The sequence below is a fragment of the Starkeya nomas genome (genome assembly GCF_902703545.1).
Lineage (GTDB): Bacteria > Pseudomonadota > Alphaproteobacteria > Rhizobiales > Xanthobacteraceae > Ancylobacter > Ancylobacter moscoviensis.
This window is the reverse complement of record NZ_CACSAS010000001.1, coordinates 3006447-3021074: the sequence shown is the minus strand read 5'-3', so window position 1 is coordinate 3021074 and position 14628 is coordinate 3006447. Positions and strand designations below refer to the sequence as shown.

The following is a 14628-nucleotide window of genomic DNA, read 5'->3' as shown; positions in this document are numbered from 1 at the left end:
ACACCCGGATCCAAGTTCATATGCGCGCAAAGCGTGCTTCCACCCGGGCGAGGAATGCGGCACGCCGGCCTTCACTCACCGAGTCCATGCTGTGCAGCGCCAGCCATACCTTGCGGGCGCGGGGGTGAACAATTCCTCCCACGCCGTCGAGCAGGATGCGCCGGCCGGGCTGGCCGATCCATAGCCACCAGTACCAGGGCGAGCCGAGCGTGGTGACGGTGGCGAGGAGGCGGATATTGGTCAGCCGGCGCTCGAGCGGGCGCATCGGCTCGGGCATGCCGAAGGTCTCGTGCGGCACCAGCACCCGGTCGAGCCAGCCCTTCAGCATGGCCGGCGGGCCGTACCACCAGGTCGGGGCCACGAAGATCAGTGCCTCCGCCCGCTTCACCCGTTCGAGATGGGCGGCGATGGGCAGTACGTTGGTGCCCGGCGTGTGGTAGCCGAGGCGTTCTTCCCGGCCCATGGTGGGGTCGAAGCCTTCCGCGTAGAGGTCGATCAGGTCGACCTCGTGCCCGGCCGTCCCGAGGCCGCGCAGCACCGCGTCGCGTATGGCCGCGCTGAAGCTTTCAGGGACGGGATGGCAATAGACGACGAGCGCCTGCATCACGCCTCTCTCGTCACGTCGCGTTCGAGGCCGGGGAAGAGGTAGGTCCGCCGCGTGCTGAAATCGAACGCCGGGTCCTCCCACGCGATCATCTTGCCGGGATTGAGAAGCCCGGCCGGATCGGCCTCGCGCTTGAAGGCGAGCTGCGCCGCATCAGTCTGCTTCATGCCGCCCTCCTCCAGCGTGTAGCGATGCGGATTGAATACCGGAATACCTTCCGCTTCGTGAAGCGCTATGATTTCTTCCAGCCGCTCCTCCGTGGTGAAACGCACCAGCGGCAGGCCGAAGCAGGTGATCTTGCCGTCGAAGCGCACGAATTCCAGATGCGCCGGCACTTCCTCGCCGAGCAGGGCATGGATGCGGCCGATGAGGGCCAGCTGGTTTGGAAACGGATAGAGCGTCTGCAGATAGGTGATCGTCGGGTCGACCCGCAGCGCCCGAAGGGTCGTGTGGTTCCAGGTCAGTTCGTAGAGCGGCGGCAGGCCCTTGGCCTCCTCCGCCGGCACGAGATCCGAACGGTAGAGCATCTGTCCGCCGCGCGAGGCGGTGAAGTCGTCGAAGGCGGTACGGGCGATCGGCGCCAGCATCACCAGCACCGCGTGCGTGCCGTCGGGCAGGTATTTGCGATGCCGCAGGAAATAGTCCTGCGGGACGGGGGCGGCGATGACCGAGATCAGCTTCTTGAGGATCGCGTCCTGCTCGCCCAGCGCGTTGGCATAGGCGGTGGCATCAGCGAAATCGTCGAAGCCGACGATGGCCTCGATCCAGTCGCAGGCGCCGGCGAGGGGCATCTCGGCTTCCAGGATGATGCCGTTGGTGCCGTAGGCATGCGCGACCTTCTGCACCTCCTCGCCTGTCAGTTCGAGAATGCGCGGGGGCATCTCCATGGTGGCGACACGCAGGGAAACGATGTTGCCGAGGTCGCGCAGGCCGCCCCAGGTGATGGAGCCGACGCCGGCCGAACCGCCGGCGATGAAGCCGCCGATGGAAGCGGTGCGATAGGTGGAGGGATGCAGGCGCAGCTCCTGCCCCGACAGGCGGCAGGCGGCGTCGATGTCGGCGAGGATGGCGCCAGCCTGGGCGCGTACGCGGCCCGGGGCGATCTCCAGCACCTTGTCGAGGCCGGAGAGGTCCAGTACCAGCCCGCCAGCCAGCGGCATCGCCTGCCCGTAGTTGCCGGTGCCGGCGCCGCGCGGAGTGACGGGGACGCCGAGCTCCCCGCAGATGGCGAGGACGCGCAGCACCTCCTCCTCGGTGGTTGGAAAGGCGACGATGTCGCCATTCACGCCGTCGAGCTGGCGCTTGAGCGTCGGTGAGTACCAGTAGAAGTCGCGGCTCTTCTGGCGCACCAGGGCGGGATTGTCCTCGGTGCGGATGTCGCCCAGCCGGGTTTTCAGGGCGACGATGTCGTAGGCATCAGATGGCATCGGAGCGCTCCATCAGGTCGTCCAGTTCGGCATAATCGGGCCGCGTGGTGTCGATTGCCCGCCCTTCGCGCAGCACGCGGCGGTCGAGCTGGGGACGGGACAGCGCCTCGTTGAGGCTGCGGGCACGAAAGAGCAGGAGGTCGGCAGGACGGCCGGGGCCGAGAAGGCCGGCCTCGATGCCCATATGCATGGCCGGCGCGCGCGCAATAATCGAGGGCCAGTCGCCATGCGGATGGTCGAGATGGGCGATGCGACTGGCCTCCCGATAGACTTCGACGAGGTCGAGGTCGCCATAGGCGTAGAAGGGATCGCGGGCATTGTCGCTCGCGACCATGACCGGGATGCTGCGCGCCTTCATCTCGTGCAGCAGCGTGATCCCCCGCCAGCGCGGGGTGTGGGAGGGGTGGCGGTCTTGGAGGTAAAGGTTGCATGTGGGTAGCGAAACGACGGCGATGCCGGCCTCCGCTACCCGGTCGAGCGTGCGGTCGGCCTCCGACGTCTCCTGACGGGCGAGGGAGCAGCAATGGCCGACAAGCACTTGACCCTGAAAGCTTCGGCGCAGGGCGGCCTCGGCGATCAGGGCGAGGGAACGGGCTCCGGGATCGGCGCTTTCGTCGACGTGGAGATCGAGATCGAGACCGTAGCGTTCGGCCGTCTCGAACAGTCGCTCCAGCCCCGCCGGTAGCGCCGCAGACATGTAGGTGACGGCGCCCAGCACGCCGCCATGGGCGCGTACCGTGTCGACGAGCGGCAGGAACTCGGCGTCGTCCAGCACGAGATCGATGGGGGTGAGGCACACGGCCTGCAGCGCGATGCGCCCCGCCCAGCGCTCGCGCATCTCCGCGAAGACCGGCCAGCTGATGGCGGTCTGCGGGCCGATGGAATCGAGATGGGTGCGGATCGCCACCGTGCCGTGCGCATAGGCGCAGCGCAGGGCGAAATCCATGCGCCGGCGCACGTCCTGCGCGTTCCAGTTGGCGCGCCGGTCGGCATCGGCGGCGGCAAGGGCGCCGGCGAAGGTGCCGTCGGGGTTCGGCGCGCGCTTCCAGATGAAGCCCTTGTCGAGATGAGTGTGCACGTCGACAGGGCCGGGAAGGACCAGCCGGCCGGCGAGCTCGAGCCGCGCGGCGCCATCGAGGAGAGTTCCGGCGGGTGCGAGACGGGCGATGCGTCCCGCCTCGACCGCGATGTCCAGCTCGACCAATCCTTCGGCGTCGACCGGAGCGGGGAGGGCTGCTTCGTCCGATACGAGGCAGGCGGGAACGCGGACGCGGCCGAGCACATAGGCGGAGGGGGGAGCGGCGAGATCGAATTCCTGCATGGTCATGCTCCGCCGAGTTCGCTCTCGTGCCAGCGGCGGAGCACGAGCCAGGAGAGCAGGCTCAGCGCGGCATAGATGAGGATGCCGGCCAGCGAGATGAGCAGCAGCGCCGCGAAGAGGCGCGGAATGTTCAGCCGGTAGGCGGACTCGACGATGCGGAAGGCGAGGCCGGAGCCCTGTCCCGCCGAGCCCGCCGCGATCTCGCCGACCACCGCGCCGATGAGCGCCAGCCCGCCGGCGATGCGCAGGCCGCCGAGGAAATAGGGCAGGGCGGTCGGCAGCTTGAGCCGCAGCAGCGTCTGCCAGCGGGAGGCGCCGGCGAGGCGGAACAGGTCGCGCAGGTTCGGATCCACCGAATTGAGGCCGAGCGTGGTGTTGGAGAGCACCGGGAAGAAGGCGACGATCCACGCGCAGACCAGCACCGCGGTGTCGGTGGAAAGATAGATCAGCATCAGCGGCGCCACCGCGATGACCGGCGTCACCTGCAGGATGACCGCGATGGGAAACAGCGAGAACTCGACGATGCGCGCGCTGGCGAAGATGAGCGCCAGAGCGACGCCTCCCGCAGCGGCGAGGAGGAGCGCCAGCACCGTCGTCTCCAGCGTGACCAGCATGGACTGGAACAGCACGACGCGGTCGCTGACGAGCGTTTCCAGCACCTGCCCCGGACTTGGCAGCACATAGGGCGGCAGGTTGTTGACCCGCACCACCAGCGCCCAGAGGGCGACGAGCGCGGCGAGCACGCCGATCGGCAGCAGCCAGCGGAAGGGGAACGGCCGGGAGGAGGAATGTTCGAGGTGCCGCTCCATGCGCCGCTCCATCTCCCTCCCGGCCGTCAGCGCGCTTCCATCGCCCGGGCGAGGGCGAGGGAGGTCTCGCGGCACAGGCCGGCATATTCCGGCGAGGTGCGGAACGCCTCGTCGCGCGGCTGGTTCGGGTCGATGGACAGTTCCGCCGAGACCCGGCCCGGCCGGGCGCGGAAGACGAGGATGCGCGAGGACAGGAACACCGATTCGAACACCGAATGGGTGACGAAGACGATGGTGCAGCCCAGTTGCCGCCAGACTTCGAGGAGATCGTTGTTGAGCTTGAAGCGGGTGATCTCGTCGAGCGCCGCGAAGGGCTCGTCCATCAGCAGCAGGCGCGGCTTGGTGACGAGCGCGCGGGCGATGGAGACGCGCATCTTCATGCCGCCGGACAGCTCGCGCGGATAGGCGTCCCGGAAGCCCGACAGCCCGACCATCTCCAGCGCCTCGGCGATGGCCGGCTCGGCCTCGCGGCGGCCGATGCCGGCGAGCTTGAGCGGCAGGTGCACATTGCCGAACACGCTGGCCCACGGCATCAGCGTCGGCTCCTGGAAGACGAAGCCGATGGAGCGCGGGCCGGTGGTGCGGCGCGTCGCTTCCCCGCCGTTCCAGTCCAGCCGGCCGGCGGTCGGCTCGGTGAGGCCGGCGATGAGGCGCAGCGCCGTCGACTTGCCGCAGCCGGAGGGGCCGAGCAGCGAGAGGAATTCGCCCTGCCGGACCTCCATGTCGAGGCCTTCGAGCGCCGTCACATTATTGGCGAAGCGCTTGCCGACGCCCCTGAGGCTGAGCAGCACCGTGCCGGCGTCGGCTTCCGCGATCACGTCATTCATGCGCAGCGTGCGGCGGTGTGCGAGGTGCACGGCGGCTGGAGCGGCCGGGATGATGGCGAAAGGCGCGGCGTCATGGACGCTCCGTCATTTCGGCGCCAGCTCCTTGCCGACGCCCTTGTTCACGAACTGGGTGGTGTAGGACTTCACATAGTCGATGCCCGGCTTGACCACCTTGGCCTCGACCATCTTGTCATAGAAGCTCTTCACCCGCGCGTCCGTCATGGCACCGACGCCGAGGGTCTTGGTGTCCCCGGAATCGACGATGCCATATTCCTTCATCTTGGCGACGGAGAAGGCGATCATCGCGTCCGTCATCTCCGGATTGTCCTGCTTGATCAGGGCGTTGGCCTTGGTGTTGTCGCCGTAGAGATAATTGTACCAGCCGATGATCGAGGCATCGACGAAGCGCTGCACGAGATCGGGGTTCTGCTTCACCAGTTCGCTGCGGGTCTCGATGGTGGTGGCGTAGGTGTCGAAGCCGTAATCGGCCAGCAGGAACAGCGCCGGCTTGAAGCCGCCCTGCTGCTCGACCGAATAGGGCTCGGAGGTGACATAGCCCTGCATGGCGCTGTTCTTGTCGACGAGGAACGGCGCCGCGTTGAAGGTGTAGGGCTTCACCTGATTTTCGCTGAACCCGTAATCGGCGACGAGCCACTGAAAATAGCTCGCCAGCCCCTCCTTGGAGACGAAGAGGGTCTTCTGCTTCAGCTGCTCGAACGCGGTGACGTCCGGATGGGCGATGAAGACCTGCGGGTCCTTCTGGAACAGCGCGGCGACGATGATCGTCGGGATGCCTTCCGCCACGGAGGAGAACGCCTGCAGCATGTTGGCGCCCATGTAGAAATCGATCTTGCCGACCGGCAGCAGCAGCCGGTTGTTGGCCTGCGGGCCGCCCGGAACGATGGTCACGTCGAGCCCGTATTTCGCATAGGTGCCGTCCGCGACCGCCTGGTAGAAGCCGCCATGCTCGGCCTGGGCCACCCAGTTGGTGCCGAAGGTCACCTTGTCGACGGCGAAGGCGGGCATCGCCGTGGCGGCCAGCGCGGCCAGGGCCGCAAGCATGCGGAGAGAGCGGGAGCAGAAGGAACGCAAGCGCAGGAAACGCAGGCGCATCGATGTCTCCATCCGGGTGCGAAAGGCAGTGCGTTACGGGATCCGTGCCGTCATGATAGGCGAGCTTAATCGCCATGCACATATGCTGCGGCGACAAGTCTGTGAACGCCTGCCGCTTTCCTTCCCGCCGGATTTTTCGCGACCATGCTGCGCCATTTCGTCCCTGCCGCCGTCCGCCGTCCCTTCGCCCGCTACAGCCATGCCGTCGAGGTGACGGCCGGCGCGCGGCTGCTGCTCACCTCCGGCCAGCTCGGCATCGCGCCCGACGACGCGATTCCCGAAGGGGTGGAGGAGCAGGCGGAGCTGTGCTTCGCCGCCATCGCCGCCTGCCTGAGGGAGGCCGGGATGGAGCCGGCCGATGTCGTGCGCCTCAACGCCTATGTCACCGACCGGGCCCATATGGCCGGCTACATGGCGGCGCGCGACCGCTTCGTCGTCGACCCGCCGCCGGCCTCGACGCTGATGATCGTCTCCGGCTTCACCCGCCCCGAATTCAAGGTGGAGATCGAGGCGCTGGCGGCACGGGCGGATTGAGCCTAGAACGGCCACCTCCCTTCACCCGCCTCCCTTCGCCGACCTCGTGCTTCCGGACCTGCCGCCATGCCGCCCAAACGCTTCTGGACCGAACTGACCTGGCCCGATTTCGCCGATGGCGACACGGAGAACTGGATCGCCGTGCTTCCCGTCGCGGCGGTCGAGCAGCACGGGCCGCATCTGCCGGTCGGCGTGGATGCCTTCATCGGCGAGGGCTATCTGAAGGAAGTCGCCCGGCTGCTGCCCGACGACGTCCCGGCCGTCTTCCTGCCGTTGCAGGCGATCGGCAAGTCCAACGAGCACATCCATTTCCCCGGCACGCTGACGCTTTCCGCCGAGACGGTGATCCGCGCCTGGACGGAGATCGGCGAAAGCGTGCACCGAGCGGGGCTGCGCAAGATCGTCATCGTCAACTCGCATGGCGGCAACGTGCCGATCCTCGACGTGGTGGCGCGCGACCTGCGCGCCCGGCTCGGCATGCTGGCGGTGACGGTGTCCTGGCATCGCTTCGGCTATCCGGAGGGGCTGTTCACGCCGCAGGAGCGCCAGCACGGCATCCATGCCGGCGGCATCGAGACCTCGCTGATGATGGCTTTCCGCCCCGACATGGTGCGGACCGGCGAAGTGCGGGACTTCCCGCCGGTGACGCTCGCCATGGAGCAGGAATTCGCCTTCCTGCGCGCCGGCACGCCGGCCGGCTTCGGCTGGATGGCGCAGGATATCCAGCCCGCCGGCGCCATGGGCAATGCCACCGAGGCCAGCCTCGAGAAGGGCGAGACCTGCGCGCTCTACGGCGCGCGCGCCTTCGTGGAGCTGCTGGCGGACGTGCATCGCTTCGACCTCGCCCGTCTGCCGGCGGGGCCGCTGGGCGGGAGCGCGCTGTGATGGAGGGCTCCATCGCCGCGGAGGCCTTCCATGACCGAACGCTCAGCCTCGACGAGGCGCGGGCCTATGCCGCCCGCGTGCTGGAGCGTTTCGGCACGGCGCCGGAGAACGCCCGCCTCACCGCCGCCGCGCTGGTGCGCGCCGAGGCGGACGGGCTCGGCACGCACGGGCTGACGCGGCTGCCGAGCTACGGCGCGATGGCGGCAGCCGGCAAGATCGACGGCCACGCGGTGCCGAGGACGATGCGGGTCGCGCCTTCCGTGCTGGCGGTCGATGCCGGCAACGGCTTCGCCTATCCGGCCATCGAGCACGGCCTGCCGGAACTCGCCGCGATGACGCGCGAGACCGGCATGGGGCTGATGGCGATCCGCCGTTCCAGCCATTTCGGCGTCGCCGGCCAGCCGGTGGAGAAGCTGGCGGAGGCGGGGCTGGTGGGGCTTGCCTTCTCCAACGCCTCCGCCTCCATCGCCCCGTGGGGCGGGCGGCGGGCCGTCTTCGGCACCAATCCCATCGCCTTCGCCACGCCTCTGAAGGGCCGCGCGCCGGCCGTGGTGGACCTGTCCGTCGCCAGGGTGGCGCGCGGCAACCTGCTCGCCGCCGTGCAGCGGGGCGAGGCGACGATCCCGGAGGGCTGGGCGCTCGATACGGAGGGGAACCCGACCACGGATGCCAAGGCGGGGCTCGCCGGCACGATGGTGCCGATGGGCGAGGCCAAGGGTACCGCGCTCGCCTTCGTCATCGAGGTGATGGCGGCGGCGCTGACGGCCTCCACCTTCTCCTTCGATGCGCCGAGCTTCTTCGACGGCAAGGGGCCGCCGGCCGCCGTCGGCCATGTGGTCATCGCCATCGATCCGGCGCGCATCGCGGGCGACGCCTATCTCGACCATCTGGAACGGCTGGCGCTCGCCATCGAGCGCGAGCCGGGCGCGCGGCTGCCGGGCACCCGGCGCCTCGCCAATCGCGAGCGGGCGGCGCGCGAGGGCGTGACGCTCGGCGCGGCGCTGCAGCGGGCGCTGGCCGGCATGGGCTTCGCGGGCTGAAACGCAAAAGGCCCGGGAGCGACCCGGGCCATTCCGTGAACCGTGGCCGTGCGGCTCACATCACTTCTTGGCGGCTTCGATCGCCTTGACGATGATCTCGCGGGCGCGCTGCGGGCCTTCCCAGTCGGCCACCGAGACCTTCTTGCCCTTCTCCAGATCCTTGTAGTGGGTGAAGAAGTGCGCCACCTGCTCGACGACGAGCGGCGGCAGGTCGGCATAGCTCACGACCTTCGAGTGGTAGGGATAGACCGAGTCCGCCGGCACGGCGAGGACCTTCTCGTCGCCGCCCTTCTCGTCGGTCATCATCAGCACGCCGATCGGGCGCGCGGCGATCACGGAGCCGGCGAGCAGCGGGATCGGCGAGATGACGATCACGTCGAGCGGGTCGCCGTCGTCGCCGAGCGTCTGCGGGATGAAGCCGTAATTGCCCGGATAGAACATCGGCGTGTGCAGGAAGCGATCGACGAACAGCGCGCCGGACTCCTTGTCGATCTCGTACTTCACCGGCGCGCCGCCGGCCGGGATCTCGATGATGACGTGAATCTCGTCAGGCGGATTCGGGCCGATCGAAATGCGCGAAATATCCATGAATGGGCTCCAACGGGCTCCGGATCGAACAGGCTGGCCCGCGCCGGCGGGCAAGGCGCCTTCTCATAAGGCGTGGCGGGCGTGGCGTCGAGACGAAAGGGCCCCATCAATTCGGCGGGGCGGATTCCAGCCGGGATGCGGGGTCGTGGAGAGGCGGTCGCGCGAGGCCTGATACAGTGTATCTTTCGGCTGGACGGGACGACCTGATATACTGTATCAATCTCTCTCGACGGAGATTTCCATGCCTGCCGCGTCCCCCCGCCTGCACGTCCACGAGCCTCACGCCCCTTCGCACGATCATGCCGCGCACGATCACGCCCCGCACGATCACGGGCATTCCCATCATTCGCATGCGGCGGGAGAGCGGCATCCGGCGGCGCGACCGGGCTTCTCGCTGTTGCGCCTGTCGGCCTGGCAGCGGCTCGCCATCGCGCTGCCGCTGGCGGCGCTTCTCTGGGTGGCGGCACTCGCCGTGATCGGGGCGGGCGCGTGATGGGAAACGTTCTCTCCTTCCGCGACCTGACGCTGGGCTATGACCGGCACCCGGCGGTGCACCATCTCGACGGCGATGTGCCGGATGGCGCGTTGCTCGCCATCTGCGGGCCGAACGGGGCCGGCAAGTCGACTCTGCTCAAGGGGATCGCCGGGGTGCTCTCCCCGCTTGCGGGGCGCATCGAGGGAAAGCTGCCGGACCACGCCATTGCCTATCTGCCGCAGGCGGCGGAGGTCGACCGTTCCTTTCCCATCGACGTCTACGACCTCGTGTCCATGGGACTGTGGCGCCGGGCGGGGCTGTTCGGCGGCATCGGCCGTGCCGACCGCCGGCGCATCGAGGAAGCCGTCGCGGCGGTGGGGCTGGAGGGGTTCGAGACGCGGCCCATCGGCACGCTTTCCGGCGGGCAGATGCAGCGCGCGCTGTTCGCACGGCTGCTGCTGCAGGACGCAAGGCTGATCCTGCTCGACGAGCCCTTCACCGCGCTCGATGCCGGCACGGTGTCCGACCTCGTGGCGCTGATCGAGCGCTGGAACGGCGAAGGCCGGACCGTCATCGCCGTGCTGCATGATCTCGAACTGGTGCGGGTGCATTTCCCGCAGACCCTGCTGCTGGCGCGCACGTCGGTCGCCTGGGGCGAGACCCGCGAGGTGCTGACCACGCGCAATCTCGCCGAGGCGCGCCGCATGTGCGAGGCGTGGGACGAGGACGCGCCGGCCTGCGCGCCGGATATGCCCTCGCACGGCGTGAGGGTGGCGTGATGTACGATCTTCTCGTCGGGCCGTTCGCCGAATTCGACTTCATGCGCCGCGCGCTTGTCGGCGTGCTGGCGCTCGGCGTGGGTGCCGGGCCGGTCGGCGTGCTGATGATGCTGCGCCGCATGAGCCTCGCCGGCGATGCGATGGCGCACGCCATCCTGCCGGGGGCGGCGGTCGGCTTCCTCGCCGCTGGACTGAACCTTTTCGCCATGACGATCGGCGGTCTCGTCGCCGGCTTCGCGGTGGCGCTGGGCGCCGGCGCGGTGGCGCGTGCCACGCAGATGAAGGAGGACGCGGCGCTGGCCGCCTTCTACCTGATCTCGCTGGCTCTCGGCGTGCTGCTGGTCTCGCTGCGCGGCTCCAACGTCGATCTGCTGCATGTGCTGTTCGGCACGGTGCTGGCCCTCGACGACGCCACGCTGCTGCTGATCGTCTCCATTTCCACCCTGACGCTGGCGGTGCTGGCGCTGCTCTGGCGGCCGCTGGTGCTGGAGAGCGTCGATCCCGGCTTCCTGCGCTCGGTCAGCCGGGCGGGAGCGCCCTCGCACCTCGTCTTCCTGGCGCTGGTGGTGACGAACCTCGTCGGCGGTTTCCACGCGCTCGGCACGCTGCTCGCCGTGGGCATGATGATGCTGCCGGCCGCCGCCGCGCGCTTCTGGACGCGCGAGCTGACGGCGCTGGTCGGCGTGTCGGTGCTCGTCGCCTGCGTCTCCGGCGTCGTCGGACTGCTGGTCTCCTACCATTCCGGCGTGCCTTCGGGCCCCGCCATCATCCTTGTCGCCGGCGGCGCCTACGCGCTGTCGGTGCTGTTCGGGCCGGTCGGCGGGCTGCTGCTCCGCCTGATGCCGCGCCGTCATCTCGAAGCCTGAGGAGTAAGCCCATGCTGACCCGTCGCCCCTGGCTCGCCGCCGCCTTTGCGCTCGGCCTTGCCGCGCCTGCCGCCGCGCAGGACGCCACGCCCGCCGCCGCGACCCAGATTCCCGTCGTCGCCTCGTTCTCGATCCTCGGGGATTTCGTGAAGGAGGTTGGCGGCGATCGCGTCGCGGTGACGACGCTGGTCGGCCCCAATGGCGATGCGCACGTCTTCCAGCCGGCGCCGGCCGACGCCAAGAAGGTGGCGGGCGCCAAGGTGGTGTTCGTCAACGGCCTCGGCTTCGAGGGCTGGATCGACCGGCTCGTGAAAGCCTCCGGCACCAAGGCGGACGTGGTCGTCGCGACCAAGGGCATCGAGCCCCGCGAAATGGCCGAGGAGGAAGACGGCCACGAGGCCGCCCATGACCACGACAAGGCGCACGACCACGACCACGACCACGACAAGCATGCCGAGGGAAAGGCGCAGGACCACGATCATGCCCACGATCACGCCCATGACCATGGCGGCATCGATCCTCATGCGTGGCAGTCGGTCGGCAATGCGAAGCGTTACGTCGCCAATGTCCGCGACGCGCTGATCGCCGCCGACCCGGCGGGCCAGGCGACCTATGAGGCGAATGCGGCCGCCTACACGGCCAAGCTCGAGGCGCTCGACGCCGAGGTGAAGGCGGCGGTGGCGAAGATCCCCGCCGACAAGCGCCGCATCATCACCTCGCACGACGCCTTCGGCTATTTCGGCGCGGCCTATGGCATCGAGTTCGTCGCCCCGCAGGGCGTCTCGACCGAGGCGGAGGCCTCCGCCAAGGACGTTGCCCGGATCATTCGCCAGATCAAGACGGAAAAGATTCCGGCGGTGTTCGTCGAGAACATTTCCGACCCGCGCCTCGTCAAGCGCATCTCGGAAGAGACCGGCGCGAAGATCGGCGGCGAGCTCTATTCCGACGCGCTGTCCGATGACAAAGGCCCGGCGAGCACCTACATCGACATGATGAACAACAACGTCCGTGAGCTGTCCTCGGCCCTGTCGAGCTGAGTTCGCGGTTCACCACACCGTCATGGCCGGGTTCGTCCCGGCCATCCACGACTTCCCGCCGCAAGGCGTGGATGCCCGGGCCAGGCCCGGGCATGACGTTCTGAAAGATCGAGGTCGACAATGTCCGACGTGCAGCCCAACAAGATCCCCGTCACCGTGCTGACCGGCTATCTCGGCGCCGGAAAGACGACGCTGCTCAACCGCATCCTCTCCGAGCCGCACGGCAAGAAATTCGCCGTCGTCGTCAACGAGTTCGGCGAGATCGGCATCGACAACGACCTCGTGGTGGGCGCCGACGAGGAAGTGTTCGAGATGAACAACGGTTGCATCTGCTGCACCGTGCGCGGCGACCTCATCCGCATCATTGACGGCCTGCTGCGCCGCAAGAACGACTTCGACGGCATCATCGTCGAGACCACGGGCCTCGCCGACCCCGCGCCGGTCGCCCAGACCTTCTTCGTCGACGAGACCGTCGGCGCCAAGACCGCGCTCGACGCGGTGGTGACGGTCGCCGACGCCAAGTGGCTGAAGGACCGGCTGAAGGACGCGCCGGAGGCCAAGAACCAGATCGCCTTCGCCGACGTCATCCTGCTCAACAAGACCGACCTGGTCTCGGAGACCGAGCTGAAGGACGTCGAGATGCGCATCCGCGCCATCAACCCCTTCGCCCGCATCCACCGCACGCAGAAGTCCGACATCGCCATCGACAAGGTGCTGGGGCAGGGCGCGTTCGACCTCGACCGCATCCAGGCGATCGACCCGGATTTCCTCGAGGGCGGGCACAAGCACTTCCACGACGAGGACATGCAGTCCTACTCGTTCTCGTCCGACAAGCCGCTCGATCCCGACCGGTTCTTCCCGTGGATCCAGGAACTGACCCAGCGCGAGGGGCCGAACATCCTGCGCTCCAAGGGCATTCTGGCCTTCAAGGACGACCCGGACCGTTTCGTGTTCCAGGGCGTGCACATGATCCTCGACGGCGACCACCAGCGCCCCTGGCGCGACGACGAGGCGAAGACCAGCCGCATCGTCTTCATCGGCCGCAAGCTCGATCCCAAGGCGCTGGAGGCGGGCTTCCTCTCCTGCGTGGCCTAGCAGGGGCCGGTCAGCGGCGGATTTGAACATGGGGCCGAAGAAACGTTGCCCAGCCCGGCAACGATTCTTCGGCCTCTTTTCCTCCGGGCGGGTCGTCGGGGGGCACCCCCGACCTTCGGGTTGCGTGACGCCGGGCGCGAATTGGGCTAACCCGACACCGTCTCCCAGAAAGCCGGTAAGCCCATGGCCGCCCTGTCTTCCGCTCCCTCCTCGCTCACTTCGAAACTGCGTCCGGTCGATCTCGGCGGCGGCGTTGCCGGCGTGCGCTTTCTCGGCACCACGGCGGCCTTCGCGCTCACCGAGCGCGAGGTGGTGCTCGTCGGTGCCGAGCAAAAGCGGGTCGCGGCGCACAGGGGCGCCATCCTCTCCGTTTCCGGCGACGCGAAGCGGCTGCTGACCGGTGGCGACGACGGCCGGGTGGCGGCGACGCTCGCGGACGGCACCAGCGAGACGCTGTTCGAGCAGAAGGGCCGCTGGATCGACCAGGTCGCGGCCGGTCCGGACGGCTCGGTCGCCTTCTCCGCCGGCAAGACGGCCTATTTCCAGCCGGCCAGGGGCGAAGCCAAGTCGCTGGAGCTGCCCTCGACGGTCGGCGGGCTCGCCTTCGCGCCGAAGGGCACGCGGCTTGCCGTCGCCCATTATGGCGGGACCACGCTGTGGTTCCCCAATGCCGTGGCCAAGCCGGAGCTGCTGGAGTGGAAGGGCTCGCATCGCGGCGTGCTCTGGCACCCGGAAGGGCGCTTCGTGGTCACGACCATGCAGGAGGCAGCGCTGCATGGCTGGCGCCTGCCCGACGGCGCGCATATGCGCATGTCCGGCTATCCCTCGCGGGTGTGCTCCATGGCCTTCACCGCCGGCGGGCGCTATCTCGCGACCTCCGGTTCCGGCGAGGCGATCCTCTGGCCGTTCGCCTCCAAGGAAGGACCGATGGGCAAGCAGCCGACCATGCTGGCCCCGCGCGACGTGCGGGTCTCGGCGGTGGCGGCGCATCCCAAGGAGGAGGTGATCGCCTGCGGCTATGAGGACGGCCTGGTGCTGATGGTGCGCATCTCGGACGCGGCGGAGATTCTCCTGCGCGCGCCGGACGGGCAGCCCGTCAGCGCCATGGCGTGGCGGGCCGACGGCGGCGCGCTCGCCATCGGCACCGAGGGCGAGACGGGCGGCCTGCTCGAGCTGTGACGGCATGGTGACGCGGTTTGCGCTATTGCGGCGCAGCAGGGTCGGATAG

General features: G+C 68.6%; 16 protein-coding genes. 9 read left to right on the top strand and 7 right to left on the bottom strand.

The genetic code is table 11. The annotated features are described in order from the left end of the window. Positions 1-16: 16 nt before the first annotated feature. The 6 genes from STARVERO_RS14470 to STARVERO_RS14445 all read right to left on the bottom strand — a co-directional run bounded on the left by STARVERO_RS14470 (position 17) and on the right by STARVERO_RS14445 (position 6101). On the bottom strand, positions 17-604 hold the full coding sequence (locus STARVERO_RS14470) for an NAD(P)H-dependent oxidoreductase (protein WP_159601795.1): 588 nt from the start codon (positions 602-604) through the stop codon (positions 17-19). Continuing rightward, the gene (locus STARVERO_RS14465) at positions 604-2031 is read right to left on the bottom strand and encodes an FAD-binding oxidoreductase (protein ID WP_159599632.1); all 1428 of its coding nucleotides are present in this window, start codon (positions 2029-2031) and stop codon (positions 604-606) included. The genes STARVERO_RS14470 and STARVERO_RS14465 overlap by 1 nt, the downstream gene beginning before the upstream one ends. After that, positions 2021-3352 (bottom strand): cytosine deaminase, encoded by a 1332-nt coding sequence (locus STARVERO_RS14460; RefSeq protein WP_159599630.1) that lies wholly within the window; start codon positions 3350-3352, stop codon positions 2021-2023. Before STARVERO_RS14460 ends, STARVERO_RS14465 begins: the two co-directional genes overlap by 11 nt. Before the next feature lie 2 nt (positions 3353-3354). Continuing rightward, positions 3355-4161 (bottom strand): ABC transporter permease, encoded by an 807-nt coding sequence (locus STARVERO_RS14455; RefSeq protein WP_159599628.1) that lies wholly within the window; start codon positions 4159-4161, stop codon positions 3355-3357. A 26-nt stretch (positions 4162-4187) separates the two neighbouring features. After that, entirely contained in the window at positions 4188-4988 is an 801-nt protein-coding gene (locus STARVERO_RS14450) for an ABC transporter ATP-binding protein (protein ID WP_159599626.1), read from the bottom strand. Between the two features lie 84 nt (positions 4989-5072). Next, positions 5073-6101, bottom strand: a complete 1029-nt coding sequence (locus STARVERO_RS14445; protein ID WP_200837817.1) for an ABC transporter substrate-binding protein — start codon at positions 6099-6101, stop codon at positions 5073-5075. 144 nt (positions 6102-6245) lie between these two features. On the opposite strand from STARVERO_RS14445, the gene STARVERO_RS14440 reads away from it, so the two are divergent. From STARVERO_RS14440 to STARVERO_RS14430, 3 genes are all read left to right on the top strand, one after another. Beyond that, complete coding sequence (locus STARVERO_RS14440; protein WP_159599624.1) at positions 6246-6635, top strand: RidA family protein; 390 nt, start codon at positions 6246-6248, stop codon at positions 6633-6635. A gap of 66 nt (positions 6636-6701) precedes the next feature. Then, positions 6702-7520, top strand: coding sequence for a creatininase family protein (locus STARVERO_RS14435; protein ID WP_159599622.1), 819 nt, complete (start codon positions 6702-6704; stop codon positions 7518-7520). Next, positions 7520-8560 carry an Ldh family oxidoreductase gene (locus tag STARVERO_RS14430; protein WP_159599620.1) on the top strand — a complete coding sequence of 347 codons (1041 nt, stop codon included), beginning with the start codon at positions 7520-7522 and terminating at the stop codon, positions 8558-8560. The genes STARVERO_RS14435 and STARVERO_RS14430 overlap by 1 nt, the downstream gene beginning before the upstream one ends. A gap of 60 nt (positions 8561-8620) precedes the next feature. Here the strand turns inward: STARVERO_RS14430 and ppa are convergent, their stop codons facing one another. Continuing rightward, the gene (gene ppa, locus STARVERO_RS14425; RefSeq protein ID WP_159599618.1) at positions 8621-9148 is read right to left on the bottom strand and encodes an inorganic diphosphatase; all 528 of its coding nucleotides are present in this window, start codon (positions 9146-9148) and stop codon (positions 8621-8623) included. Positions 9149-9389: 241 nt separating this feature from the next. Here ppa and STARVERO_RS14420 point away from each other — a divergent pair, with 241 nt between their 5' ends. The 6 genes from STARVERO_RS14420 to STARVERO_RS14395 all read left to right on the top strand — a co-directional run bounded on the left by STARVERO_RS14420 (position 9390) and on the right by STARVERO_RS14395 (position 14579). Next, entirely contained in the window at positions 9390-9641 is a 252-nt protein-coding gene (locus tag STARVERO_RS14420) for a hypothetical protein (RefSeq protein ID WP_159599616.1), read from the top strand. Further along, a complete protein-coding gene (gene aztA / locus STARVERO_RS14415; protein ID WP_159599615.1) occupies positions 9641-10402 on the top strand; it encodes a zinc ABC transporter ATP-binding protein AztA in 762 nt (253 codons plus the stop codon). The genes STARVERO_RS14420 and aztA overlap by 1 nt, the downstream gene beginning before the upstream one ends. Continuing rightward, positions 10402-11268 carry a metal ABC transporter permease gene (locus STARVERO_RS14410; protein WP_159599613.1) on the top strand — a complete coding sequence of 289 codons (867 nt, stop codon included), beginning with the start codon at positions 10402-10404 and terminating at the stop codon, positions 11266-11268. Before aztA ends, STARVERO_RS14410 begins: the two co-directional genes overlap by 1 nt. 11 nt (positions 11269-11279) lie before the next feature. Next, positions 11280-12305, top strand: a complete 1026-nt coding sequence (locus tag STARVERO_RS14405) for a metal ABC transporter substrate-binding protein (RefSeq protein ID WP_159599611.1) — start codon at positions 11280-11282, stop codon at positions 12303-12305. Positions 12306-12425: 120 nt separating this feature from the next. Then, the gene (locus STARVERO_RS14400) at positions 12426-13400 is read left to right on the top strand and encodes a CobW family GTP-binding protein (protein ID WP_159599609.1); all 975 of its coding nucleotides are present in this window, start codon (positions 12426-12428) and stop codon (positions 13398-13400) included. A gap of 183 nt (positions 13401-13583) precedes the next feature. Continuing rightward, entirely contained in the window at positions 13584-14579 is a 996-nt protein-coding gene (locus tag STARVERO_RS14395; RefSeq protein ID WP_159599607.1) for a WD40 repeat domain-containing protein, read from the top strand. Positions 14580-14628 lie beyond the last annotated feature (49 nt).

Bases quoted from the DNA above. Each gene is read 5' to 3' on its own strand.
- STARVERO_RS14470 (WP_159601795.1), bottom strand. From the start codon at position 604: ATGCAGGCGCTCGTCGTCTATTGCCATCCCGTCCCTGAAAGCTTCAGC.
- STARVERO_RS14465 (WP_159599632.1), bottom strand. From the start codon at position 2,031: ATGCCATCTGATGCCTACGACATCGTCGCCCTGAAAACCCGGCTGGGC.
- STARVERO_RS14460 (WP_159599630.1), bottom strand. From the start codon at position 3,352: ATGCAGGAATTCGATCTCGCCGCTCCCCCCTCCGCCTATGTGCTCGGC.
- STARVERO_RS14455 (WP_159599628.1), bottom strand. From the start codon at position 4,161: ATGGAGCGGCACCTCGAACATTCCTCCTCCCGGCCGTTCCCCTTCCGC.
- STARVERO_RS14450 (WP_159599626.1), bottom strand. From the start codon at position 4,988: ATGAATGACGTGATCGCGGAAGCCGACGCCGGCACGGTGCTGCTCAGC.
- STARVERO_RS14445 (WP_200837817.1), bottom strand. From the start codon at position 6,101: ATGCGCCTGCGTTTCCTGCGCTTGCGTTCCTTCTGCTCCCGCTCTCTC.
- STARVERO_RS14440 (WP_159599624.1), top strand. From the start codon at position 6,246: ATGCTGCGCCATTTCGTCCCTGCCGCCGTCCGCCGTCCCTTCGCCCGC.
- STARVERO_RS14435 (WP_159599622.1), top strand. From the start codon at position 6,702: ATGCCGCCCAAACGCTTCTGGACCGAACTGACCTGGCCCGATTTCGCC.
- STARVERO_RS14430 (WP_159599620.1), top strand. From the start codon at position 7,520: ATGGAGGGCTCCATCGCCGCGGAGGCCTTCCATGACCGAACGCTCAGC.
- ppa (WP_159599618.1), bottom strand. From the start codon at position 9,148: ATGGATATTTCGCGCATTTCGATCGGCCCGAATCCGCCTGACGAGATT.
- STARVERO_RS14420 (WP_159599616.1), top strand. From the start codon at position 9,390: ATGCCTGCCGCGTCCCCCCGCCTGCACGTCCACGAGCCTCACGCCCCT.
- aztA (WP_159599615.1), top strand. From the start codon at position 9,641: ATGGGAAACGTTCTCTCCTTCCGCGACCTGACGCTGGGCTATGACCGG.
- STARVERO_RS14410 (WP_159599613.1), top strand. From the start codon at position 10,402: ATGTACGATCTTCTCGTCGGGCCGTTCGCCGAATTCGACTTCATGCGC.
- STARVERO_RS14405 (WP_159599611.1), top strand. From the start codon at position 11,280: ATGCTGACCCGTCGCCCCTGGCTCGCCGCCGCCTTTGCGCTCGGCCTT.
- STARVERO_RS14400 (WP_159599609.1), top strand. From the start codon at position 12,426: ATGTCCGACGTGCAGCCCAACAAGATCCCCGTCACCGTGCTGACCGGC.
- STARVERO_RS14395 (WP_159599607.1), top strand. From the start codon at position 13,584: ATGGCCGCCCTGTCTTCCGCTCCCTCCTCGCTCACTTCGAAACTGCGT.